Raw genomic sequence first — 25,918 nt, 5'->3', positions numbered from 1 at the left:
TTCCGGTTTTTCCACCCAAAACTTTATGCTCCGAGGGTCGCTGCCATAACTGCTTTGATCGTATGCATACGGTTCTCTGCTTCTTCGAATACTCTCGACTGCGCAGATTCAAACACCTCATCGGTTACTTCCATCTCGTTCAGGCCGTAGCGGTCGTGGATCTCTTTTCCAATCTTTGTTTTCAGATCGTGGAAGGACGGCAGACAGTGCAGGAATACGGCGGTATCTTTTGCATTTGCCATTGCTTCTTTTGTGACACGGTACGGAGTCAGATCGTGGATTCTCTCTTCCCATACGCTGTCCGGCTCACCCATAGATACCCAGACATCGGTGTAGATAACATCGGCATCTTTTGTTCCCTCTTTTACATCCTCGGTGAGGGTGATGGTTGCACCGCTCTCCTTTGCATACTCCTCACACTGAGCCACAAGCTCTGCGTTCGGGAAGTATTTCTTCGGTGCACAGGCCACAAAATCCATTCCCATCTTGGCAGATGCAATCATCAGGGAATTTCCCATATTGTAGCGGGCGTCGCCCATGTAAACGAGTTTGATGCCTTTTAAGTGGCCGAACTCTTCCTGGATTGTCAGCATATCGGCGAGCATCTGGGTCGGGTGGTACTCGTTCGTCAGTCCGTTCCATACCGGGACTTTGGAATATTTTGCCAGCTCTTCTACGATCTCCTGGCCGAATCCACGGTACTCGATTCCCTCATACATACCGGCAAGAACGCGGGCTGTATCTTTAATGCTCTCTTTTTTGCCGATCTGGGAACCGGTCGGATCCAGATACGTTGTTCCCATACCGAGATCGTGTGCAGCTACCTCGAAGGAACAGCGGGTTCTGGTGCTGGTTTTCTCAAAAATCAGCGCAACGTTTTTACCACGCAGGGTATCCACCGGAATGCCTTTCTTTTTCTTCTCCTTCAGCTCTGCGGACAGATCCAGCAGATAGGCAATCTCTTCCGGTGTAAAATCTTTCAATGTCAGAAAATCGCGTCCTTTTAAATCCATGGCTTGTTCCTCCTTATATCTGCATATGGTGTATTTTATTATTTCCTATACTGTGATGTTGGGTCAAAAAGTTTTTTGCCCCTTGGTTTCCTTGAATAGTCTCTATTATGAAACAGGCCTGTTCATCTGTCAAGAGGAAAATGTATATTTTTGCGTATTTTCTTTATATTATTCATATAATATGCATTTTTATGCACTTTAAAAACACTCTCTTTCCATTTTTCCCGTTATCACGCTGTCACCGGGGGCTCTTGTAACTGCGGACTTTTGTTCGCTGTCCATGAAAAATCTCCCACATCCGGCATCACGCTTTCTGTGGGAGAATTCTCTTTTTCTTATCGATTTATCTCTATTTTACTTCTGCACTTCTTTTCCTGCCGGCACTTTCTGTTCCTCCACAATACCTTTGAATGTGGTGGCCAGACTTGCCAGTCCCTGCAGATCGGACGGAACAACAATCTTTGTTGCCTTTCCATTTGCCAGAACACCGAGTGCCTCGAGGCTCTTTAAGGTAAGAACAGCATCGTCTGCACCGGCTTCTTTGATCGCGCGGATACCATCGGCATTTGCCTGCTGTACTTTGAGGATTGCCTCTGCCTGGCCTTCTGCCTCACGGATCCGTTTCTCTTTTTCTGCCTCTGCGCGAAGAATAGCCGCCTGTTTTTCAGCCTCTGCATCGAGGATGGCCGACTGTTTTTTACCTTCGGCAACAAGGATGGTCGATTTTTTCTCTCCTTCTGCAATCAGGATTGCTTCACGGCGTTCACGCTCTGCCTTCATCTGTTTCTCCATCGCTTCCTGGATGGCTGCCGGAGGCATAATGTTTTTCAGCTCGACACGGTTTACTTTAATTCCCCACGGATCGGTCGCGATATCAAGCGCAGCCTGCATCTTCGTGTTGATGATCTCACGGGATGTCAGCGTTTCATCGAGCTCCAGATCTCCGATGATGTTTCGAAGCGTTGTTGCCGTCAGGTTTTCAATTGCCATCAGCGGATTAACAACACCGTATGCAAACAGCTTCGGATCGGTAATCTGGAAAAATACAACGGTATCAATCTGCATCGTAACATTATCTTTTGTGATAACCGGCTGCGGCGGGAAATCCACCACCTGCTCTTTCAGGTTCACGCGAATCGCTACACGCTCGATAAACGGAACCTTGAAATGAAGACCTGTTGCCCAGGTGTCCTTGTATTTTCCAAGGCTCTCTACCACGTAAGCACTGGCCTGCGGTACAATTTTCACACACGATGCTGCGATAAACAATGCAACCACAAGAAGCAAAATCAATAAAATTCCTGCAACTCCTCCACCACTCATGTTTCATTTCCTCCTTCTTTTTCTTTGACCTTTACAATCAGCTTGACGCCTTCCACACGGAGCACCGTAACGACTGCATCCACGGGAATCGTACCTCCTTCGTTCTCTGTACGCGCAGTCCACATGTTTCCTCCAAGCGAAACCTTTCCGGTTCCCGCAAGATTGGAGATTTCTTCCGTCACGACTCCTTCCATGCCAACCACACGGTCCACGTTCGTCTTCAGTGTATCCTTATTCAGAAAGCGAACGGCGAGCGGACGTGTAAAAACAGAAGTACCAGCGATACAACAAGAAACAGTACAATCTGAATCACAATCCCGGCTCCGCACATGGCAGCGATCAAAGCAACAAGCGCCCCACCTGCAAACCAGATCGTCGCAAGACCAAGTGTTGCTGCCTCAATCACTAAAAAAACGACGAGTGCGATCAGCCAGTAAACCGGCAGGTAAGCTGTAATACCCATGCGTTTTTCCCCCTTTCTGAAAAAATTGGCTGTTGTATTCATCATACTATAATGATGAAAAAATAACAAGCAAAGTTAAAAACATTCAGAAAAAAGAAAGATTTGTCAGGAATCGTCTACAGACTGTCAATTCCAAGCCCGGACATGAAAACGAGGATTGCTGACAGAAAACCATATGCGTGAAGACGTAAAAATAATACGAGGGTGAAGCTTAATAGTTTCCAGAATACCGATTTGATTTGAACTACGTAATGCAGGCAATTCCATATCGTCAGAGTTTTTCGAACAAACGGATCTGACCCATATTGTTTCAGCAGCTTTCTGACCGCAGAAACATTTTTTCCTTCATATGTCATCTCTTCCTTCGCCAGATACATTGCACCAATCACCAGGTGAAACAGCATCAGGTCGCCATAATATACAGAACGTCAACCTTCTTTCACCACTCTTTCATTGTACGCCAGTACATGTTGTGATAAAATTATACAAATATCAGTTTTTGTAATTTTTTTAATATAATACAAACAAGCCACACATAACACTGTACGAAAGGATCACAGCAAATGAAAACTCCTAAAATTGATTTTGTGATTACATGGGTAGACGGGTCAGATCCTGTCTGGGACATGCAGCGGCAGGAAACCTTAAGAAAGCAGGGAATCTTTGTGGATGAATCTCTGGATAACAGTACCGCAAGATATCGCGACTGGGATATTTTGAAATACTGGTTCCGTGGTGTTGAAACATTTGCACCATGGGTCAACCAAATTCATTTTATAACCTATGGGCATCTGCCGAAATGGTTAAAGGAAGAGCATCCCAAACTGCATATTGTGCGGCACGAGGATTTTATTCCTGCGGAATTTCTTCCTACCTTTAGTTCCCATCCGATTGAGTGGAATTTTCATCGCATTGAATGGCTGACAGAAAATTTTGTTTATTTCAATGATGATATGTTTCTCATAAAAAAAGTTTCTCCGGAAGATTTTTTTAGAGACGAAAGACCTGTTGACATGCTTGCGCTTCAGCCAGATGTTGCAAATGCAGATGACCAGATTATGCCGTATGTCTATCTGAACAATGCGATGGTTCTCGCCAAATATTTCGATAAACGGGAAAATATGAAGAAACAGCCGGGCGCATATTTTCATCCCGGCTATCCGTTGATGTATTTCGGATATAATCTTCTGGAAATGGCATTTCCGCGGTTTACCGGATTTTATACCGTACACGGACCATCCCCGCTAAAAAAAGAGTCCTACCGTTTCTTCTGGAAAAACGAAGAAGAGCTTTTGCATCATGTCTGTTGCCATCCTTTCCGTCATAAAGAAGATATCAGCCAGTATGTTCTGCGGGAATATCAGAAGCTGAGCGGAAATTTTGTTCCAAAGAATATTCATAAATTCTGCCGATACTTTAATCTGCAGCCGGAAAACCCGGAGCTGGTAAAGACGATTACGAAGCAGAAGTCAAAATGTATTTGTATCAACGACAGCAACTTTGAAATCCCATATGAAAAAGTAAAACAGGAATTAAACCATGCATTTTCTATCCTGTTTCCGGAAAAATCACAGTTTGAGAAATAAAAAACTGTTTTTCTGTTCGTTCACGTGACAGATTATAAAGCAACATGTATTTTAATTAAAATTGTAATTTTTTACCTCAGATCTATTGACATGTGTGTGATTTTATTTCTATAATAATTTTGTAATAAAAAGAATTTTCACAAGAAAGGAAATTACTGACCTATGACTAAAACTTATAAAAAACCTGTTGTCTCTATCGACACCGGAATGGCAGAAGGCGTTTATGCGGCAAGCGGCCAAGGAACTCTGAATGTTACTTACCACGGCGTGTGGGATCGCTGGGGCACAAATGGCGGTAAAGGTCTTGCAATGGCAGACTGGTCAGGTATTAACGGAACGATCACATTGAACATTACGTTCAACGACACGGTTGATCAGGCGGAAACGGATGATGCATCTGTACAGGCATCCTGCTCCGGAAAGACTGCTACGTTTACCTTTGCCAGCACAGCATCAAATCCGCTGACGATTGGTATCCATTTAAATCACGGAACCAGCATCGACGATCTGAAGATGACCGGCTTCACCTACTCGGTAAGCTAAAAAGCAAACCTGCTCTAAAAACTTTGATAACTGTTCAGAGCCAGGTCTTGCGGTTGTTAGTGCTAAAATTACCGATTCATCTTCAGCAAGTTATCAAAAGAAAAAGCAATGAGGTGCGTCCCCATTGCTTTTTCTTTTTTTATCTTTAAAAATCCTTCTCCATCTCCGCGATCTCCGTTTCACCCACCACTTCGCACTTCTTATCCCGAATCGCATACACTCTCGTACAGATCCCGAGTACCGTAGGCCGATGTGTCGTTACAATGCAGGTTCGCGGATACGTATCCGTCATAATATTGTTCAGCACCTTCCGCTCTGTCGCCACATCAAGTGCTGAGGTTGCTTCATCCAGCAGCAAAATCGGTGATTTCCGAAGCAGTGCGCGCGCAATCGAAAGCCGCTGTGCCTGCCCTTCTGAAAATCCGCCGCCGCGTTCTTTCACCATACTCTCAATACCGTCTGGCAGTTTTTCCACAAAATCCCAGGCACATGCCAGTTTTAATGCTTCTATGATCTCCTCGTCTGTAGCTTCCGGCTTCACATTCCGCATATTTTCCGCTATTGTTCCCGAAAACATCGTGTTTCCCTGCGGCACGTAGGAAAACAGCTTTCGCGTAGACGGCGACAGGGCAAGCCTCTGCAATGGTTCCTCTCCTGCACCAATCCAGGCTTCCCCCTCCTGCGCACGCAGCAGGGACAAAATCAGGCGGAGCATGGTTGTTTTTCCCCCTCCCGATGGGCCAACCAGTGCAATAATCTCATGCGGCCACGCTTCCATCGAAGCATTCGAAAACACTTCCGTCCCTGTGTGATACGTATAGCAAAGATCCTGCATCTTAAGTCCGATACCTCCCGACTGATATTTCTCCGCAAACCGTTCTACTTCGCCATCCGCACTGTAATCCTCCTGCGGCATCTCTACGATATCCATCAGACGGCCGGCTGAAATGCCGAGCGATATTGCCGACGGCACAAGGCTTACCAAAGAGTTGACCGCACCAGTCAGCGTACCGGAAAGGGACAGAAACATGGTCATCGTTCCATAGGAAATTGCCCCGCTCCAGACACGGTAAATTCCCCAGCCATAGCAGCTGTAGGAAACAACGTAGCTGATCAGCGTCATCAGAAGTGATGTTGCAATGGACATTTTCTGGAAATCGAGCCGCATTTTGATATAGTCCTGCTGCAGATTTTTCAAACGATTTACATAAAAACGGATCATATCGAATGCCTTAATCGTCTGAATGTTGGAAAATGCCTCCTGGTTGAAGCCGTACAGCTTCGCGCTCATCTGTGCGCTCCGCTGATTGTTGTTTGTCATACGCCGCAGCAGCGGGCGCGACAGCAGGGCGCTGAACGGGATTCCGAGCAATGCAAAGACCGCAAATGTCGGATCGTAATGAACAACAACTGCCAGTGCACTGATAAATTTTACCGTGTAAATCACAAGATTCGGCAGCCAGTTCAGGATACCGCCGGAAATGTTCGATGCGTCCGAGCTCCAGCGTGTAACCAGATCGCCCGTGTGATAAGTGGTTAAGGATTCCCAGTCCGTCACCAGAATTTTTTCAAAAATGTCATTCTGGATTTCCCGGTCTACTTTCAGGTTAATCATCGTCGAGGCATAACTGGTCGCCTGGGAAATCAGGGTATTTCCAAAGGAAAATCCTATCATCAGCGCAAAGGTCTGAATCAGCTTTCCTGTCTGGTGGCCTGTGATGATATCGACAAGATCCTTTGAGATCACACTCGATGCCAGTGAAACACCGGTTCCGAAAATGCCAAGCGCCGTATAAAAAAGCATGGCTTTCCAGTACCTTCTGGCGTACTGAAAAATCCAGCGAAATTCCTTCCACATCTTCTGCAGCATTTCTGCCTGAAGGTATTTCCCTATCTTCTGCCGAAGCTCCTTCATGATTCATCCTCCTGCGCCTGTTCCTTTGGAATCCTTTTTTTCATATTTTTCATACAATCGTCCGATCCTGCTTTCTGCCTTTTTTCATCCTCCTCGATCTGCCGCTGTATCGTTTCCGCCGCTGTGTCATTCTTTGTGCATCGCAGGAAGTAAACTGGCTTTTCCTTTGCAACCGCTTCTGCGAATTTTAAATTTTTTACCATCAGCTCTGCGGTCCAGGGTGGGGAAATCATGCGCTGCATCACGCGGAGCGTTTTCTGTTCTTCTGTCAGAGAAACCAGTTCTTCCGACGGCGCCTTTTCCAACAGTACAATTCCACCCAGCTCTTTTTTCTCCGTCGTAAAGATTTTTGATGTTCCGCACCACGGGATGCCATAGACAACGAATTTCTCTCCCTCTTTTCCGATCAGGTTCAGATCCCCGTTCAGAAACGGTGTCGCAAACAATTTTTTCCAGAGTGCCGTGTGGGTTGATTTTCCCATCCCCGACGGACCGGAAAACAGCCAGGCTTTTTCAAGATACAAAAGGGATGCCGAATGCAGTGCAAACATTCCCCTTCGCTGCGCCAGAAACAGAAATACCGGGCGGATTGCAAGGAAAAGGGAATCCTGCTCTTCCTCGTTGATAGGGCAGCGATAATAAATCCGCGCATAACTGCCGTCTTCTTTCATCCAGATTTCGTAAATATTCTTCAGTGTATCGAACCGGAAAACATAGCCCTCCTCCCAGATGGCAACCGTCAGATCCCTGTTGCGGATCAGAATGGTTCCGTTCTGACGGCTCCCTGGCAGACGTTCTGCCAGTTCTAGGATAAGATCCGGGATTGCTTTCTCCGGATTTCCACCATCTGTCATGCGAAATGCATCAAACTGCTTCGGAATGCATCCTTTTTCTCCATAGACTTCGATTTTTATTCCCGCAATATGCAGCCGCCCCTCACAGCTTCCCTTCGGACAGCCCAGTTCCCGGCGCACAGCGCCAAATACAAGCAGTTCCTGTACAAATGCCTCTATATCCTTCGCCAGTTCTCCCTGCTCCTCTTTTGGGATCTCATAATATGCGGCCATCTTGTCTGTCAGTGCTTCCACCGTCTGCGGCTGTTCCAGCATCTCCCATAACCTCAGAGCCGTTTCATTCAGTTCCATTCCACGCTTCTGGTCTGCAATTTTCTGTCCATAGGGCAAAAGATAAACGGTTTTTCCGATTTTCTGCAGCAGATATCCTTCCTGTCTTCTGATTCTCATTTTTTGTTCCTTTCTGTCTTTTCGCTCCGGAAAAGAGATGCTATAATAAATCTATCTTTTTTTCAGAACGGAGTTTCCATATGTATACCTACGACATTGAACAGCTCTTAAAAGACGGCTCCGCGATCCGGCTGAAGCCGCAGGGCTACAGCATGTATCCGCTTTTTCATCCCGGACGGGATGAGGCCGTCATTGAGGCGTATCCGATTCATCTTCTCCGCCGCGGCGATGTCATTCTTTACCGCCGTGAACAGAGCATTCTTGTGCTTCACCGGATCTGCCGCATTACTTCGGATGGCTTTTATCTGGTCGGGGACAACCAGACCGAAATTGAAGGACCGCTCCGCCCGGATCAGATCCGTGGGAAGATGACCGGTGTTGTGCGCAACGGGAAATCGTTTTCTGTCTCTCATCCGGTCTACCGCATGCTTTCCTCTCTCTGGCTGTTCCTGCGCCCCATCCGCCCGTTTTTCTGGCGTATCATGGCACTTTTTCGCAAAATTTCTTCCGGGCGGTAAGCCTGCAAATGACAGGCTGCCGCAAAAAATCATCTGCTTCCGCTTCTTTTCATTCCCCGCACCATTTTCACAATACTCTGGAGTCTCCAGCCTCTTTCAAAGAACACACCATTTAGTGCCAGCGGCACCAGAATACAGAGGACAAAACAGAAGATAAATGGTATCATTCCACCGTTTCCATAGATCAGCGGTATGATCCTTCGCGTCACTGCAACTTCCAGGATCATCACCGCAGTGTATTCGCCCAGATCCCTCGCATAACGTATGGCTTCCTCTTTCATTTCCAGAAAATCCCGGAAAAAAATAACGTATCGATAGCAGATCTGCAGCAGATAGGAAAGTAAGGTTCCAAGAAGGACTCCTGTCATGCCATATGGTCTTACAAGAGCAAGCGATACGACCAGATTCAGAATCGCACTTGATGCGCCTGCATTTTTTTCTTTTTCAAACAGTCCTGTTACCCCCATCATAAGACTGAGCGGCAGTCCCATGATTTTGATCAGCAGCACCACAATACAAAGCACTGCTGTTCCCCATCCAAGCTCATACGCGGGACTCAGCCAGATATCGCAGATAAACGGAGTAATCAGTGAAAAAAGTCCGGCTGCCACGACGGAAGAAATACAGAAGAACACAAAGGTCAGCTGCCGCAGAATTTCATAGTTCCGCCGATAATTCTTTTCGGTAAAGTAATCCCCGATGGTCGGCTGAATCGTGTTGGCCAGAATCGTAAGAATATTGATAATCGCCTGCGTAATCATGCTGTAGTTCGCATACCGTCCTACTGTACCGACGCCGATGAACCCGGAAATAATCAGGTTATCGGTACAGTTCAGCATTTTGTCCGAAACCCTGGAGATAAACACGTTTTTCAGATCCTTTAAGATCAGCTCCTTAAAGAAAGAGGAACCTTTTTCTTTCCGCAGCTGATGAAGAAACGGATATTTCCGTTCCACATACCAGTTAATCCAGATGTTCAGCATCACCTCTGTCACAATCCCAATGCCAAGTGCCGGAAGATAATTCTGTTGATATGTCACAAGAAGAATAATCGCCAGATAGCTTACAACATTTAAAATCAGGCCGGCGATACTCGCAATGTATTCCTTCTGGTCTGCAATTAAAAGCGATTTTCGATCGGTGAGCAGATAGGAAAGTACCGTGCGAATCAGCCACATAGCGTACAAGATCCGAATATACGTCAGGGAGTAGCTGTTGTTTTTCATAAACAGATGAATCAGCGGAAGCAGCAGCATTCCTGCCGTGAATACAATCACCGCAAAAATACGGTACGCCTTCCGGTACAGGTTCATCAGCGATGCAATCTCATGCTCATCCTTCCTTGCAAGTGCTCCGTACAGATGATAAACAATGGCTGTCGAAATGCCGAGCTCTGTCACGGACAGGATGTTGATAACATTGGAAATGACTCCGTTCATGCCGACAAGTTCCGCACCCATATACAGATTCATCGCCCGCTGGCTGAAAAATCCAAGAATCAGGAGTGCAAACTGCGAAAACATACTGAAAAAGCTGTTTCGAAATAGATTTTTAATCCGCATGATGTCCTCCTTTTCTTTGTTATGTACTCTCATTACTTTTTTCTGCTGTTTTTCTGGTTTTTACTGTTTCGAAATGGTATGATGGAATGATACGGCACCGTTTTTACAGAAAACCAGGCGATCAAAAATGTTTTTGCCATTAGAGTGTGTCTGAAAAAAGTTTGCAGATTGCGGAAATGATTTTTCAGACGCGCTCTGGTTTATATCTGCCTGATCAGAAAGGATTTTTATGAAAAAAAGAGCTTTTTCCCGTATTTTATTCTCGCTTCTGCTCCTGTTGTTTCTCATCCTGTTTGCTTTTCTTTGCATCTGCGCTTTTTATCATGTCAGTTATACACCGGAAGCGTGTACGGAATCCGCAGATGAATTGTCCAATCCGTATATCGGATTTTATTCGATGTACGGCTATGTTCTCGGAAACGATACACTCTCCAATCTTCCCGACCCGGATTCCAATCCCGAAGAGACACCCGGACTTGTAATGCTGGAGCTGAATCTGCGCCGGTTTGCCGATCAGGATCTTTCCGATCCGGCACTTGCACAGCTTGACACGATTTTGTCCTCCTGGCAGAAACACGGAAATTCGATGATTCTGCGCTTTCTGTACGACTGGGACGGCAAAGCGAAAGATTCGGAACCGCAAAGCCTCGACCAGATTCTGCGCCACATGGATCAGACCGCCGCGATTGTGAACCGTTACACGGACAGTGTTTTTCTGATCCAGGGTATTTTTGTCGGCAACTGCGGAGAGATGAATGGCTCCGACCATCTGTCCGATGAAGACTGCTCCATTCTGATGCAGCATCTGGCAGACGTGATCGATCCTTCGATTTTTCTGTCCGTCCGCACACCGGTACAGCGACGGAAGATTCTGAACTCGGCAGAACTGCCTTCCGCAGAAACTGCTTTTGACGGCTCACTTTCCTCCCGCCTCGGGCTTTTCAATGACGGAATGCTCGGAACAGCAAACGACACCGGCACATACGGAGATACGCCTGCCTCTGCGGATGCTTACCGCTCTGCCTGGATGCGCGAGGATGAGCTGGACTTTCAGAACAGGCTCTGCAATTTCGTCCCAAACGGCGGCGAGGTGATTCTCGACAATCCCTTCAATGACCTTGCCCATGCCCTTTCAGATCTCTCCCTGATGCATGTTTCTTATTTGAATTCGGAGCATGATCCGGCAGTTCTGGATAAGTGGAAAAATTCGGTTTACCACGATGAAGCTTCGGTTTTTGACGGTATCTCCGGCTACGACTACATTGCACGCCACATGGGTTACCGCTATGTGGTTCGCAACACTGCCCTGCATCAGTCCCGGCTGAACATAGAACTTGAAAATGTCGGCTTTTCCGTCGGCTACCGCAGACTTGACGTAAAAATCACCCTGGTTTCCGATGACGGCAGGATTTTCTCCTTCCCACTTTCCGGGGATTCCAGATTCTGGCTCCCCAAAAATACCTCAGAGCTTTCGGTTTCACTTCCGTTCCGTGAACTGGAAAAGGGAATCTATACGGTATATTTTCGGATGACCGATCCGTCACTTTGGCGGGAAATCCAGCCTGCCAACACGTTTTCCCATGATTCTTACGGATTCCGGCTCGGAACACTGAAGCTGGAAAAGTTGCTCTGATACGTGCCCAGAAACACACGCCCGCTTTCCGCATTCTGATTGGCGAACAGGAGCGGACGCCCATCCCGCCTGCGGTATAATGCCAGAAACATTTTTTTTGGTTCTGCCACCGCAGGCAGTTTGATTTGCCGGCAAAGTATGGTGGTATCTCCACTGTGCCAGGCTCTGGCATCGGTATGGATCCTGTATTTTTCCGGCTTTTTGTTCTCCTCTTCTATCTCCAGGAAACAGTCGGCTTCTTCCGTCAGCCCGGCAAATCCGTGGTTTTCCAGGGTAATCCGCATCAAGCTCATCTGACCGGAAGAATCTTCCCCCATTTTCCACATGCGATTCTCTTTTTCTGAAAGAATTTCCACATTTTCCACTACAAACCGGTAACCAAGACGTTTTCCCACAGCTTCGAAGCCGGATACACCGTTTATGGTTTCTTTTTTCCATTGTTCCAGCAGCTGCAGGTCATACGTACTGTTCAGATAGGAAATGTGCATCTTTTCCAGATCCCTGATTGCTTCCTCTGCCGAAACATTCTCTTCTCCGGCTGCACGCTGTACTGCCTCGCCGCCGCAAAAACGGCCGCGCATTGCCGTTCTCTGCCAGTCAAGTTCCGCCCCACGGCTCTGCGGCTCCTGCTCCGGTGTTTCCATCGCCAGAGTACCGTATGTACCAAGATCGGTTTCCGATCCGAACATCCCATCGTTATACAGAGTCAGATATTTTTTCTCTTCTTCTGTAAAGTTTCTTGCCAGCTCCCGCCACTGGGAGGGTCTGCGCACCGCAAGCGGACAGGCGCCTTCCAGCGCATCTTGCATAGTCCGAACCAGCGTCCGGAACCCGTCCGGTGTCAGATACCGGGATCCATGCATTTCTCCCCAGTTTCCGATCAGGATTCCCTGCACAACATAGATATCTTCCGAAAATTCCCGGATTGCCGCGCCAAGCTGCCGCATATGTTCCTGTACGGTTTTGATGCTGCCCGGCTCGCGTTCCAATCCTTTTCCTTCCAGATCATAGGCAAACCGAAGGATCATTCCCTTCTTTTGGTCCCGGAAAAATGCGAGAATTTTCCGCACCCACGCCATCGACTCCTGTGGGATCCTGCCGGTTCGAAATGCTCCGATCCCAATCCGCAGAAGTACAAGCTCTTCTTCCTTACAGGCAAGATACAGGGGTTCGTCTGTTTTTGCCGCATCAAACGTATACAAATGGTACCAGCCGCAGCCCGGATTCTGTACCGCACCTTTACACTCTGCAAAATCTGCCCGAGAGAACGCGGGATCACTCGCCGGTTCGCTCTGTGCTGTTTTCTGCTTTTTCAGAAAACGGTTCCATTTTTCTTTCCACATCTTTTCGCCCTGCTCCCGCATCCATCTTTAAAACCTTACACCGGAAAATCACGGCCAGTACGCTGTAGAACATCCGCGTCATATACCAGATGGGTTTCAGCCCGGAATGCATGCTTGTTCCCGAGGTCCGGATATGCATGACTGCCGGAATTTCAACCACTTTAAAATCAAGCAGCATCATCTGTGTGATCATGTTGGTATCCGGATATTTGTCATCAAAATGATTGTATTTTGAATAATAAAGCACTGCCTTGCGGCTGAGCCCCTGCAGTCCTGTCGTCGGATCTGCAATCCATCTTCCCGTCGCGATGTGCAGCATACGCCGGAACAGGCGGAATGCCAGCTTTTTTGCAAAGCCTACCGAAAACTCTGCGCTTCCATCCATAAAACGGGATCCCAGCACAATATCCGGTGTTCTTCCGTCTGTATCTTTTTCTTTCAGTTTTTCATAAATTTTTCGAATGTTGCATACATCATGCTGACCGTCCGCATCCATCTGGATCACGTACCGGTAGCCCCTGCGGATCGCATATTTATAGCCAAGCTGCAGACCGCTTCCGTAACCGAGATTGAAAACATGCGTTACTACCGCATAGCCGCGCTGTTTTACCATCCAGATTGTGTTATCGGAGGACGCATCGTTCATAACCAGTACATCTACCAGCTCCGCGATCTCCGGCTGTGCCAGCTGATCCATCACTTTTCCTATGTTTTTTTCTTCGTTGTATGCCGGAATAATCAGTAATACTTCTTTCTGCTCCATAGTTCCCGCCTCACTTCATCAGATCCAGCAGCCGCCAAATTTCCTCTGTCTGTCCGTTCCCTTTCTGTTTTGCTGCCGCCACAATCCGCTCTTTTTTTTCGGTATCATCGATCAGTTCTTCTATTTTCCGGGCAATGCCTCCTGGGTCAGCAAGCAGAGCAGACCATCGACTCCATCCTCTATCTGCTCACGGTTTCCTGCACAGTCTGACGCAATCACGGCACAGCCAAGCGCCTGGGCCTCCTGAATGGCAATGCTTTTCCCCTCAAACCGTGTCGCATGTACATAGAGATCACACTGTGCATAGTAGGGAAACGGATTTTCCTTTATGCCAAGCAGAATAAAGTCCTTCTGCAGTCTGAGCTCTGCAATCTGTTTTTCAAGAGCCTTCCGTTCTGGACCTTCGCCCACAACATACCACCGCGCCTTGTATCCGGCATCTCTGATCTGTTTCATTGCCAGAATGGCGATATCATATGCTTTCTGGTGTGCCAGCCTTCCAACCGTTAAAATACGGACACCGTCATAAGAATCCGAAAAGCCACCCGGCTTTTTAGCCTCTCTCTCGATCCGCTCTCTGTCTATGATATTGTGAAAAACCTGCACTTTTTCTTCATACTCCGGGTAAAACTCCAGGAAATGGCGGCGTGTCTCCCCGGAAACCGTATAGATAACATCCATTTTCTCGTAGCAGTCGCGGTCCATTTCCCGTGTATATCCGGAATCGCCGTAAGCAATATGGACAAATGCAGCTTTTTTCTTTGCATTCACGTGATCCGCAACGTAATAAGCAGAGCCGCCTTCCAGATAAGCAGCCGCCAGATCAAAGGTTTCATCCAGCCGGTCTGCCCCGTCCGAAAGGACTCTCCAGAGCAGTTTATCCGGCTGAATTTTCCCCGCCTTCTTCATCACGCGCAGATTCTTCATCAGATACCTGATTTTTTCCATGGTGTGTCCGTGCCGGAACAATGCCATCACCGATGTCTGCAGCAGTTTTCGCCGTCCTGCACCGGAGAGTACGGAATCCTCACAGATCCTTTTGTTTTTTATATGAACTTCCGGCGGCACCCTTGAAATCATTTCCCCCTGTCCCAGCAGTACATACAGCGAAATTTCATATTTCTCTGTATCCAGATGGTTCAGAAGCTCCAGCAAAGCGGTTTCTGCTCCTGCACGGCCAAGCGTATTGATTACAAACAGTATTTTTTTCATAAGTCTCTTGCCTGCTTTCCTGTCAGACGTTCCAGCTCTTTTATGATTCTCTCATTCTCCTGGTTCAGCAAAGAAACCTGCATTGCCAGTTCCTGATTTTTCATCAGCAGAGAAGAAATCTGTATTGTCATCTGATACATGCCCCACACGACAAGGAACCCGGTAAGCAGCAGCACCGCCAGACTTCCCAGACTTAAGCGGCTGCTCCAGCCGGAGAACTTCGGAACCGCACCGCTTAAGATTGCCGCAAGGCCAAGCAGCTCCCAGGTAACCGCCAGATTTATCGTCAGTTTCTTTTTCGCATGCAGCACAAACGTCACTGCCATAATCCCAAGCCCTGCCAGGATCACACAAACCTTTATAATTGTCGCTGTACTCATCGTTTCATCTCTTCCTTCTGTTTCTGCTCTTCTGCCCTCTGAAATACCAGACCGGACGGGCGCTTTCCTTTCCCGTGCCTGATCAGATTTCCGCGGCAGAAAACGTGCGCATCCATATTTTTTTCCACCCATCGCAGTCTCACAAACGCCACGCTCCATCCTGCAAACGATCCTGCTATGACCCCAGCCCCATACCAGACGGCCGGCAGATGGGTAGCAATCAGGCTGCCGATCCAGGTGACAAGACAGAACACAATCGCCGTCAGGATTGCGCCGGTCAGGTCATCGAAATAATACAGAAAAATGATTTCCGCATACATAAGGAACAGAATAAAATATCCAACTGCAAGGGACGGATAAATTTTCATGGTCATGCCGGAAAAGCCTTCTTGCGGCAGGAAAATCACGCAAATCAGATATATCACAACGGAAATCATAAACTGAAGGCGTGCAAGCGTCATCAACTCACTGGAAAGCTGGCGGAACATACGCTTTTTTGCATTTTCGATATCGTCTCCCTTTCCGCCAATCACCGCCTCGGAATACAGCTTGTATTTCTCATGGAAACGCATTTCAACGCGCGCAATGAAAATAATCGATGCCGAGAGATTGGTAAACATGGCAAGGCAGGAAGCCATGTCATATGGCTGATTGCAGACAAAGCTCTTTACCAGCTCCATCCGCATATCGGTTGTCCAGAACACAAAGTTATGGATATACAGCCCCAGAATATACAGAAAATTCGAAAAAATCAGTTTCCAGTATTTTCTGAAATACTGCAGCACCGGCCGGTAGCGGTTACTGTTTTTGACAAAATACCGCCGGATCAGGGCGTTTTCCAGTGTTGCCGTCACAAAAAATCCAACCGTCAGGGAAAATAGCATGCTGCGCGTCGTTTCCCATTTCATGAGGAAATGCAGAATCAATGCCAGGACAAATGCAACCAGCATTCCAAAGAAGAAATACTGTGAAATCCTCTGATAATCCTTACAGATGGAAAGATAAATCATGGAATAGAAAACCAGCACCAGGCTGATATAGCCACAGAAACTGCAAAATACATACGCCGTTGACACCTTCCCGACAAAATGCTCCCACAGACAGAACGGAATGCCGACCAGACAGCTCAATCCGATATTCAGAAGCATTCCGATCTGATAGCACGGCAGGATGTCCTGATACCGTTCCTCGTAGATCACGTCGGACATATAACGGGACAGCACCGCATTAAACGGTGATGCCGTCAGTAACGCAAAAATAAAGATATAGAGAATCGTACAGGAAAACAGCTCACGCGTGGCATAGCCGACACTGGAAAATTCAAGCAGCTCTTCCATTAAGATCAGATTGAGAATGACAACCATCATCGGCGCAATCGTTACAACGGTACTGTAGGAGAATCCAATCAGGTTTGTCGTAATGGTATTTTTTTCAAAAATCCGATTCAGGCGAACGCCGATTCCTGCCATGCCATCTATCCCCTTTCCACCTTGCGGTGTTTATTTTATTTCTGTTTTTCCGGCAGCTTTACCGGTTCCTCCTGCCATTTCTGGCCCATCTGCTCCGCAAAATCGCGGTAAATCTCCCAGTATGTTTTCTGCATATATTCCACACGGTATTTCTGCATAACACGGCGGTATCCGGTTTCTCCCATTTCGAGGCGTTTTTTCTCACCGGCCGCCATATCCAGCATTGCCTGTGCGATTTCTTCTATATTCATGATATGCGTAACTATTCCGGCTGCGCCGAAATCATCGCTCTCACCGTAGATCAGACCATAGCAGTTTCCGACATCTGTCGCAATAACCGGCTTGTGTGCCGCATAGCTCTCCAGAATCGTCAGCGGCTGGCCTTCGCTGATGCTGGTCAAAATCGTCACATCCATTCTTCCCAGATAATCCCGGATATTGATTCTTCCGGTAAATACCACGTCCGGAACTTCCAGATCCGATACGAGCTGGAAGCATTCCTCGGCATACTCCCGGTCCTCCTCCCATGGTCCCATGATCCAGAGCTTCAGTCTTCTGTCGCGCTCTTTTGCAAAGGCAAATGCCTGGATCATCGTTTTCACATCCTTGATGGGTGTGACACGAAGAACTGCACCGATGTTCACCATTCCCGTATCCTCTTCGGTCTTTCCCGGGATATTCTGAAGATTTTCCACACGGATTCCATTCGGTGTGACCATCGTCTTTTCCACCGGACAGCCAAGCTCAACCTGCAGCTCCCGCGCGTGCTCAAACAGGGAGGTAATCAGAGTTCCCTCGTTGTACGCCAGCTTTGACATTTTCCGGAACTGGTCAATCCAGATATTTTTGTAGATTCCCGCAACCCACTTCGCTTTAATCAGCTCCTCCTCGCGTTCCCGGGTGTAAATACCGTGTTCCGAAATCAGGAGACGGCTTCCATAGAAATGCTTTGCCATGGCGCCAAGCACGCCGGCATAGCCGGTTGCAACGCAGTGATAAAGATCCGCCTCGGGAGCTCGGTCTGCATTGTGAGAAACAGCGGCAGATAGATGGAGCGCATAGTCCATAAAAAGTCAGAGAAAACGATCTGGCTGTATTTCAGGTTGTAGCACTCTTTCACGGCATTCAGAAAATCCTCTCCCATCAGGAGCGCATTCAGGGAAACATCTTCTTTCCGGAACAGATCAAACAGGACATTCCACTCGATATCCTGATCAAGAAGCAGACTTCGAAGTGCCTGATACTGCTCTTTCTTCAGCCGATGTTTATGTCGTTTTTTACTTCCGCCCCAGTCCACATCGTCCAGATAGAGTTCATAGACGGCGGAGACATTTTGGGGCAGCTCATACGCATACTTTCCGCGCTGGGAACGGTTTGCCGCAATGGCGAGGATGATAAATTCTGTTTTTGGGAAAAGCTGGATCAGACTGTGTACCCAGCTGGAAACACCGCCTACCACAAAGGGATAGCAGCCCTCCGCTACCATACAGACTTTCATTCGTTTTTCACCCCCTCTTCATAGTAATACCGCCGGTCGGATGCACGAAGTGTAATCGTTACTTCACTCTTTTCCGCGCGGATCAGCCATGCAGAATCCTCCAGCTTTTCTGCCGTTCCGCCCGTGACCTTTTCAACGCTTTCATTGTGTGTCCGAATCACATAGTACGCAGTTTTCTCTGTTCCCGTGGTCTTTAAGGTGATGGTGTCGCCCTCTCTTTCGTCCTCGTAGCGTAAGTTCAGGAAGGTGCGGATTCTGGAATCGCAGGTGGAAACCGTGGTACCGTCAAATCCGGAAAATGGCTGCCAGTAGGTTCCGAGGTTGGAGGCAAATTCTTTGACGATTTTTTCCCAGCGGTCCTCCTCTGTTTTCGGATAAATCACTCTGCTTAAATCCAGCTCTACACTGGCATAGCCGAGCGCACTTTCAATACTCTTCATTTTCATCCAGGAACGATAGGTAAAACGTCCGGTATCTTCCGTGACAATTTTCTGCTGTGTCGTCTGTGCATCCAGGTAGCTGACCAGATCGCCAGCCGTATCTTTGCTCTTAACTACGGTGCGGACACTCCCAAGAGCAGACTGCTGTAAAGCTGTTTCCATCTCCTGTTCACTCAGGTTTCCACTGAAAAAGGAGGAAAAGTAAAAATCCGAAAGATTTTTCTGCATGAAGCTCTGATCTTCGTCTAATTTTTCCTTTACGGATGTTTCGGATTCTGTAAAACCGGAAAGTCCCATCTCGCCTTTTTCTTCGTTGAGCAGCTTCGCATAATAATGCAGCAGCTCGCCATCTGCTTCTGCCGGAGCATCATAATCCAGTTTTGGTGCCACCATACAGGTAAGACCGAAATGATTTTTTCTATAGATTGCTGCAATCGACGGCCAGACAATATCGCGGTTAACACCTTTTGTTCCGTTTCCGTAAATCTCCTGCATTTTGTCCGTATTTTCCTCCGCAAGTGACGGAAAGTTCTGCACAACAAGATTCTGCGCATTTACAACCGGATAAATCAGATAATTTCTGGTTTCATACACCATTCCCGTCAGCAGTCCCAGCCCGGTTTCATCCCCCATATAATCTCCATTTACGGCAAATACACTGGCTGTCCCGAAATTTTTCCGCCAGATCACAACCGGATAATCCTGGGTTTTCAGCGTCTGATCCTCCGGAAAGCCTTTCATATAAGTTTTGGTTCCATCTCCAAGCTTAAACCATGGAAACGTAAGCTTAAGATCCTGCCTGTTTTCTTCTTCCTTATTTTCTGCCCGGTAAATATTTTCTCCGCCGAGCATCAGATTGTCATACAGATCCAACCCCGTTACGGTTGTAGAATCCTCTTTTACTTCTGCAATTCCAAGCAGCTCCCGCAGCTTCTGATTTTTCCGGATCACAGACACCTCCGGGAGATTTGCAAACACAACATGGATCCCCTCATCCACACTGTCCTGCAAATCTATGACATCCTTTAAGGCGGTCCAGTCGATGCTTTCTGAATTCACTACAATCATCTCCGGCTGCTTTGCACCTTTCTTCTCCATTGCCTGTTCATATTTGCGCATGGATGGATAAACTGCTGCTTCGTACTTCATATACCGGCACCATTCACAGACAACCGCCCCCACAGAATGCTCCTCGGCTTCTCCGATATAGACGATCGTTCCCCGGCTTCCTGTTATGTTTTTCTCGCCGGATGCGTCTTCTGTTCCAAATGCGCCGCTGCCATCTTCCAGATCTTCTTTCTCTGCCGCATACGCATTTTTTTCATAGTGGTTCAGTTTTTCCTTTGCCAGATTCAGACCCTGAAACAAAAAGAGGATGATTGCCATAAGCATTGTGATTGCTGCAAAAGTTCTGCGGGAAACCATTTTTTCTTCCTCCTTCTGTCATCAAGTCTTTTTTGTTGAAATTTCAGTTTTTCCAGCCCTGTCTGTCTCTTTGTTTTTTCCTGTCTGCTCTATTTTGGCATTGGGTTGTTGTAGCCATAATCAATCGCAAGGTTGTATGAACTGTTAACGTTCTGCTGAAGGCGATAGCAGATAAAGCTGTCGGATTCATAGTAAACTTCCATTTCATTCGGGTAAAGCTCTTGGAACCTCTGTGCCCACTCATACATATGGCTCATCGTGATCCAGCGGGATTCCTTGGTATAAGGAAGAATTCCCGAGCCTCCCGGTATCGGTTCTTTGGCTCCTTCTTCAGTTACCTCCTCATGTCCTGTACTCCCATCCACACTTACTGGTATTTTTTCAATAAAAAAATACACACATTTCGTTGGTATTATAATCTCCGGATTCTGCCCAGATCTTTCAATTGATTTAATAAGGTAATGGTCTCATAGTGATATCCATAAAATTCTGTCATGCGAAGCTCATCATTCGCTGAACAGATTGTCCATGTAAAATCTTTATTTTCCCGCAAGATATTGGTAACGCATACCATGGCTCCGTTATCTTCCAGCGCTCCGACTTTTACCGGCTCTCTTATAAGACCCTGCGATAAAACGACTGTTACAGCCGTCACAAGTGTCAGGAGGGAAGCCATCTCGCCAAGCCATCTTCGCTTCCACCAGCGTATCGCCAGATACACCACTGCATCTACGCCAAGCGCCCAGGCAAAGCAGATGGCATAGCACAGGAAAATGCCGCAGCGGTTGGCATCCATCAGCGCCGGAAGATGCAGCAGCGATGCACACTGCAAAGAACACATGCATAGCAGATAAACAGCCGCAGACAAAACAGCTCCCGCAAAACCGTTCTCCCGCAGCACCAACAGGAAAATACCAAGAAGCAGCAAAACCGCAATACTTCCCAGCGTAATTTCTGCCATATGGGGTTTTACATTCATGACATTGATACGGATGCTTTCCCGCACTGCCGATCCTTTTTCTTTGAGCCTCTCCGCCAGCGGTTTCTGCTGCTTTTGTATTCTTTCTTCTGCCTCTTTTCGCAGCTCTTCTATCCGGGACTGGCTGAGCACAGAACCGGTTTCACCGTTCTTGGTTGTGTTGCCGCTGCTTTCTTTTTCGCCGGCCGTCAGACTGTCGGATACACCGTCCTGTGATAAAGTACCTGCTGTGTCCGCATCCTCCTGCTTTTTATCACCGGTAATGACGTTCATTCCCCAGTACAGCGATCCCTGCAGCCCCTTTCCCATCGCAACGCCCGCCGCCATCGGCAGGACTGAGAGAAGGACGCTTAATATTCCCGTAATCAGGATTCTTCTGAAATAGTTCCACCGGAAAAAACGAAAGCAGAAGCCAACAGCAACGCCAATACAAAACAGGCCTGCAGCCATCGTACCGTAAAAATGAACGGTCAGCGTCAGCGAAAATCCAATCGCAAACTGTACCAGATACCAGCGGCAGTTTCCGTTCCGTTCTTTTGCAAATTCCTGAAAAAAACGGATCGCCATACAGACAGAGGTCAGGACAAAAATCATACTGAACTCCTGCGGCAGTGCACTTTCAAAACGGGCGTACGTACTCCAGTTGAAGATATCCATCACATAAAACAGTATCCCGAAATACGGCGTAAACCTTCCCCTGCACACCATTTTCAGCGCCGCGACCAGTGCCAGATATACAAAGTATGTCTGCACCACGCCGAAAATCCGCAGCAACACATAGGTAGGAATTCCAAACACCATATGAAGATAATAAATCACAATATGGAGTCCATACGGATACACGCCCGCAACCCAGATATTATTCCGCTCAAGCTCATTGATCCAGTAATTGTGCACCGGAATATCACTTGCTTTGTAGCCGAACGTTTCCACCATATTCGGTCCGTACACATACGTGATCGCTGCAATTGCCGCCAGCAGCACTGCTATTTCCGGCAGCGCATGCAGCCATTGCTTTCGTTTTCCCCGAAAACACCGCTCGTAAACGGTTCTCCGAAGCTGCGCCAGAGATGTCTTTTTGCCCCGCTCTCCATCAAGCAATCGTTCGATCCGCACCAGCAGGCTCTCCATTGCTCCCGGGATCTGTTTTTTTCTTTTCCAGATCCAGATAAAAAGGAATGGCCCTGCAGTTCCGAGGAGCAGCGTCACACGGCTGCTGATCCGAAGAAACTGCAGCAGATAAACGAGATAAATGATATAAAAATTCCCTGCGAAGAAATACGCGATCAGTTGTTCTGCAACGGAAAACCGATGAAACCTCTTCCCAAGGATCCGCCATGGAAGAAACAGGGTTACGATGCCATAGGCAGCAAAAATTTCCAGAAATTGTAAAATTGTCAGCCATCTCATGGACATCTCTTCGTCCCTCCTTTCGCGGAAATGATTTTTCAAACACGCTCTAACTGAAAATGCGGATCAGCTCCAGCGTTTCATTATCGATAATAACGTCCGATTGTTTCAGTTCCTGCATCACCTGAAAAAACTTTTCTCTTTCACCCATGGTAAAATACAGCTTTAACTGACACGTATACGCCTCCAGTGTATTTCCATGCTGCTGTACCAGACGCCGGCACCATTTTTCAGTTTCTGGAAATTTTTTCAGTTCCAGAAGTCTGAGGCAGAGCCCCTCATACTGTTTTACGAAGATCCGCTCTCTGTTTTTCCGATACAGCGATTCTGTGGCCTCCTCCAGCATCTTGACGTACTTCGTCTGCTCCAGAGTTGTAAAGACTTTCTGGCTTAAAACTCTGTTCATATAGTCGAGCATCATCTTCTCGTAATCCGTCTCTTCTTCGCCTTCCTGCTGCATCCCGGTATACATTTTCTGTACCTGTGAGCGGAACTTGTTCAATTCATCGCAGAGCACCGATGCGGCGTAATGCGATGTCTCGGAATCCTCGCTGTTCAGTGCCATAGTAATCGATTCCAGCGATTTTTGCAGATCGCCGCGGATCACATTCAGCATCAGCATACGCAGATTCCGTTTATCGCTGACGGCAAGTGCTTCCTCGAGCGGTGCTATGTTGCGCTCCCGCTCCTCATCCGCCTTCAGATGTGTCCGCACACGTTCCTTACCAAACACAACATCCTCCAGATCGACTGCCTGACGGAATACGGTTTTGAAAAGAAGATAACTGCACAGAAAAAACGCCGGACCGACGACCGGGCAGAGCACCATGACGATAAAACGGATCAAAAAGGCTCTCCGGTTATCGTATTGCACCTCTTCTCCCTGCTCTTGTTTCAAATCACACACCGGGACATAAACCAGAGCTCCGATCAGCAGATAGATCAGGGCGATCAGGGCATTGACGATCCACAGAACCACAAAAGTCAGGGTTTCATGGCTCATCACGCTGCCACCTCCCTGTTCACAAGGATACTTTTCAGACCCTCTTCCCCGAAGCGCAAGATCACACCTTTCGCATTTTCTTCATCGGTATTGGAAAGCAATACATGCAGCCCGCCATCCAGGATCCCGATATAATCCGTCTGACGCAGCTTCTGTTCCAGAATCTCACCTGCTTTTTTATAATCTTCGCTGCTGCACACAATCCGAACCAGTGAGCATTCTGTCAGACCGTTTCGCTTCGCCTCGAAAAATGCCGCTACCAGCTGCGTAAAGGCATCTTTTTCGAGAATTTTGCTGTTTTCCAGATACCTGTGTTCGTGCAGCGCTTCCAGATAGCGGTTTGCCCGCACCACTGCATTCTGGATCAGATAGCTGATGACCGTCAGACGGTTGGATTCCGCAAGATTCATGCGGTCCCACGGAAGTCCCCACAGCATCAGGATGATCTGCATCTCATCTTCTGCATAAATAGCCTGCGCCATCAGCGGATAGCGCTCATCCATCGTTTTGTTGATGTAAACGCGATGCTCTTTGAGGTCTTCATACATTGCCTCCATCTCAGGATAGCGGATGGAATTTCCCATTTTCCGCGCTGTCGGTGATGTGAACGAAAAGAGACGCGCATAGACGCGGTTGGCGACGGTATAAATTGCCACATCCTCTGTATTCATCAGCTTCGAAATCGTCTGCGCCGCATAGAAAAGCACCTCATAGGCGCCGTAGCGTTCCAGCGACGATGTGATTTCATAGATTTTTCCAAGACTGTCCTTCTGGTTGACAAGCTGCAGCTCAAAAAGCTGTTTCATGCGCACGTTGCTGTCATTGATCTCCGTCATATCGCCAAGCTGTCCGCGCAGATACCCGATCTCCTCTTCATCATCCTTTTTAATCTGGAGAATCTGATCCCGCATATAACCGACAACCATTCCCAGGATAAAAAGCTGTGCCATCCAGATGTAGGTACTGTAGTCCATCAGCACCTCCAGTCCGCTCTGATGGTACATCTGGCGGAAACAGTAGCCCACAGTCGCCAGCAGGGCCGAGAAAATCGCCTGCTGCTGACCATATACGATGGCAAACAGCAACACATAGAGAAGGTACGCATCCAGCTTTGAAAAATACTGGCTGCCGACTACACGGTTGTTGATCATAAAAAATGGGATAAAACAAATCAGATTTTCGATGTACGGAACCAGCATACGGAAAATCCGGCACAACAGACTCCATACCCGGTTTCCCCAACCCGCCCCCGCATCATCACGCTGCAGAAATGAGCTGCTGTGTTTTTGCATATATGTGACAACGGCTTTCACGCCCTTCTCATATGGGACAAAAATCCTTCCGTCAAACTCTTCCTGATACCGGCTGCCATCCAGCACAAGACGGAAACCTTCACCGACTGTATCGTCACGGATCTCCACGCCGTCTGCGTTCTGCCGGATCAGCTCCGCCAGATCCATCTGTGTGATCGCTTCACCGGATGTGATATGGTACAGTGGATATTTGGGACTCTCCTCCATCATTGCGCGATAGGCAAACGCAACGGCATCATCCTGGTAAATCATGGAAAAAACAGTTCTGCTGTTGGCTGCGATCTGATTCGTCTTCAGCATTTCCAGTGTCATCCAAAAACACGGATTTCTGTCTGTTTTTCCTTTTCGCGGAATGCCGTACATATGGTCAAAACGAAGAATCCGCGTGTCCATCCCTCTGGTATCACGGTAGCTTCTGCAGATGTTTTCTCCCTGCAGAAGCGCCATTGCCTGAAAGCTTTTCGCGGATGCCGGTTCCGTTTCGTGAATATCACTGCTGTAGGAACGGCCATAAACTGCTTCAGACGACAAATAAATAAACCGGCCATCCTGCTTAAATGCATACGCCGACAGAATATTGGTCAGATCCGCCGTATAGCGGACAGACTCTTTTCTCGCATCACTCCAGTCATAATTTGTATCATAGGCGCCGAGAAAAAGCACGAGATCCGGATTGACATTCGAGAATATTTCCTGCACACTCTCACTGTCATAAGGAAAATCGTAGCGTTCAAAGACACGACGGTATTTTCCTCTTCTGTCCCGTTTTCCCGTTAACAGATACGTCTTATGTCCTTCTTTTTCCATCTTGGTAATCAGATCATCCATCAGTCTGCTCTCGCCACCGACCAAAAATACTATCATATACTATCCTCTTCGTTTT

Annotated in this window: 21 protein-coding genes and 1 pseudogene; 4 read left to right on the top strand and 18 right to left on the bottom strand. The window is 47.6% G+C overall.

The features are described from left to right. Positions 1-23: 23 nt before the first annotated feature. From argF to DW965_RS21210, 4 genes are all read right to left on the bottom strand, one after another. A complete protein-coding gene (gene argF, locus DW965_RS09340) occupies positions 24-1,013 on the bottom strand; it encodes an ornithine carbamoyltransferase (RefSeq protein WP_118595568.1) in 990 nt (329 codons plus the stop codon). Between the two features lie 354 nt (positions 1,014-1,367). After that, positions 1,368-2,336, bottom strand: coding sequence for an SPFH domain-containing protein (locus DW965_RS09335; protein ID WP_117510131.1), 969 nt, complete (start codon positions 2,334-2,336; stop codon positions 1,368-1,370). Next, on the bottom strand, positions 2,333-2,548 hold the full coding sequence (locus tag DW965_RS22530) for an NfeD family protein (protein ID WP_442857825.1): 216 nt from the start codon (positions 2,546-2,548) through the stop codon (positions 2,333-2,335). The genes DW965_RS09335 and DW965_RS22530 overlap by 4 nt, the downstream gene beginning before the upstream one ends. Before the next feature lie 23 nt (positions 2,549-2,571). After that, complete coding sequence (locus DW965_RS21210) at positions 2,572-2,799, bottom strand: NfeD family protein (protein ID WP_330421075.1); 228 nt, start codon at positions 2,797-2,799, stop codon at positions 2,572-2,574. Positions 2,800-3,362: 563 nt separating this feature from the next. Here DW965_RS21210 and DW965_RS09320 point away from each other — a divergent pair. Both DW965_RS09320 and DW965_RS09315 read left to right on the top strand, forming a co-directional pair. Beyond that, positions 3,363-4,385 carry a stealth family protein gene (locus DW965_RS09320; protein ID WP_117801614.1) on the top strand — a complete coding sequence of 341 codons (1,023 nt, stop codon included), beginning with the start codon at positions 3,363-3,365 and terminating at the stop codon, positions 4,383-4,385. Between the two features lie 162 nt (positions 4,386-4,547). Next, entirely contained in the window at positions 4,548-4,928 is a 381-nt protein-coding gene (locus DW965_RS09315; protein WP_118595567.1) for a hypothetical protein, read from the top strand. A gap of 145 nt (positions 4,929-5,073) precedes the next feature. Here DW965_RS09315 and DW965_RS09310 read toward each other — a convergent pair whose 3' ends face one another. Both DW965_RS09310 and DW965_RS09305 read right to left on the bottom strand, forming a co-directional pair. Beyond that, entirely contained in the window at positions 5,074-6,843 is a 1,770-nt protein-coding gene (locus tag DW965_RS09310) for a peptidase domain-containing ABC transporter (RefSeq protein WP_119198327.1), read from the bottom strand. Continuing rightward, positions 6,840-8,087, bottom strand: a complete 1,248-nt coding sequence (locus tag DW965_RS09305; protein ID WP_119198326.1) for a PqqD family protein — start codon at positions 8,085-8,087, stop codon at positions 6,840-6,842. Before DW965_RS09305 ends, DW965_RS09310 begins: the two co-directional genes overlap by 4 nt. An 80-nt stretch (positions 8,088-8,167) precedes the next feature. Between DW965_RS09305 and DW965_RS09300 the strand changes: the two genes are divergently transcribed. Then, positions 8,168-8,605: a S24/S26 family peptidase gene (locus DW965_RS09300; RefSeq protein ID WP_119198325.1), complete on the top strand. Its 438-nt coding sequence runs from the start codon at positions 8,168-8,170 to the stop codon at positions 8,603-8,605. 29 nt (positions 8,606-8,634) lie between these two features. Here the strand turns inward: DW965_RS09300 and DW965_RS09295 are convergent, their stop codons facing one another. Beyond that, on the bottom strand, positions 8,635-10,200 hold the full coding sequence (locus DW965_RS09295; RefSeq protein ID WP_119198324.1) for a lipopolysaccharide biosynthesis protein: 1,566 nt from the start codon (positions 10,198-10,200) through the stop codon (positions 8,635-8,637). A gap of 196 nt (positions 10,201-10,396) precedes the next feature. On the opposite strand from DW965_RS09295, the gene DW965_RS09290 reads away from it, so the two are divergent. Further along, a complete protein-coding gene (locus DW965_RS09290; protein WP_119198323.1) occupies positions 10,397-11,800 on the top strand; it encodes a DUF4832 domain-containing protein in 1,404 nt (467 codons plus the stop codon). On the opposite strand, the gene DW965_RS09285 is transcribed toward DW965_RS09290, so the two are convergent. The 11 genes and pseudogenes from DW965_RS09285 to DW965_RS09235 all read right to left on the bottom strand — a co-directional run bounded on the left by DW965_RS09285 (position 11,755) and on the right by DW965_RS09235 (position 25,899). Continuing rightward, positions 11,755-13,143, bottom strand: coding sequence for a DUF4874 domain-containing protein (locus DW965_RS09285; protein ID WP_158582831.1), 1,389 nt, complete (start codon positions 13,141-13,143; stop codon positions 11,755-11,757). The genes DW965_RS09290 and DW965_RS09285 overlap by 46 nt on opposite strands. Continuing rightward, positions 13,076-13,906, bottom strand: a complete 831-nt coding sequence (locus DW965_RS09280) for a glycosyltransferase family 2 protein (protein ID WP_117510142.1) — start codon at positions 13,904-13,906, stop codon at positions 13,076-13,078. Before DW965_RS09280 ends, DW965_RS09285 begins: the two co-directional genes overlap by 68 nt. Positions 13,907-14,026: 120 nt before the next feature. Further along, on the bottom strand, positions 14,027-15,118 hold the full coding sequence (locus tag DW965_RS09275) for a glycosyltransferase (protein ID WP_243036541.1): 1,092 nt from the start codon (positions 15,116-15,118) through the stop codon (positions 14,027-14,029). After that, positions 15,115-15,498 (bottom strand): DUF2304 domain-containing protein, encoded by a 384-nt coding sequence (locus DW965_RS09270; protein WP_117510144.1) that lies wholly within the window; start codon positions 15,496-15,498, stop codon positions 15,115-15,117. Before DW965_RS09270 ends, DW965_RS09275 begins: the two co-directional genes overlap by 4 nt. Next, on the bottom strand, positions 15,495-16,967 hold the full coding sequence (gene pelG / locus DW965_RS09265; RefSeq protein ID WP_119198321.1) for an exopolysaccharide Pel transporter PelG: 1,473 nt from the start codon (positions 16,965-16,967) through the stop codon (positions 15,495-15,497). The genes DW965_RS09270 and pelG overlap by 4 nt, the downstream gene beginning before the upstream one ends. 35 nt (positions 16,968-17,002) lie before the next feature. After that, positions 17,003-18,453: pseudogene (gene pelF / locus DW965_RS09260) on the bottom strand (GT4 family glycosyltransferase PelF). A gap of 8 nt (positions 18,454-18,461) precedes the next feature. Next, a complete protein-coding gene (locus DW965_RS09255; RefSeq protein WP_119198320.1) occupies positions 18,462-20,330 on the bottom strand; it encodes a DUF2194 domain-containing protein in 1,869 nt (622 codons plus the stop codon). 89 nt (positions 20,331-20,419) lie between these two features. Beyond that, positions 20,420-20,695, bottom strand: a complete 276-nt coding sequence (locus DW965_RS09250; RefSeq protein WP_147398783.1) for a hypothetical protein — start codon at positions 20,693-20,695, stop codon at positions 20,420-20,422. A gap of 47 nt (positions 20,696-20,742) precedes the next feature. Continuing rightward, positions 20,743-22,725, bottom strand: a complete 1,983-nt coding sequence (locus DW965_RS09245) for a hypothetical protein (protein ID WP_119198318.1) — start codon at positions 22,723-22,725, stop codon at positions 20,743-20,745. Positions 22,726-22,768: 43 nt separating this feature from the next. Further along, positions 22,769-23,722 (bottom strand): hypothetical protein, encoded by a 954-nt coding sequence (locus DW965_RS09240; protein WP_119198317.1) that lies wholly within the window; start codon positions 23,720-23,722, stop codon positions 22,769-22,771. Then, positions 23,722-25,899 (bottom strand): NAD-dependent epimerase/dehydratase family protein, encoded by a 2,178-nt coding sequence (locus tag DW965_RS09235; protein ID WP_119198316.1) that lies wholly within the window; start codon positions 25,897-25,899, stop codon positions 23,722-23,724. Before DW965_RS09235 ends, DW965_RS09240 begins: the two co-directional genes overlap by 1 nt. Between the last annotated feature and the right edge of the window lie 19 nt (positions 25,900-25,918).

The organism is Blautia sp. AM47-4 (assembly GCF_003479865.1).
GTDB lineage: Bacteria > Bacillota > Clostridia > Lachnospirales > Lachnospiraceae > Fusicatenibacter > Fusicatenibacter saccharivorans.
This window is presented reverse-complemented; position numbering and strand designations above follow the sequence as displayed.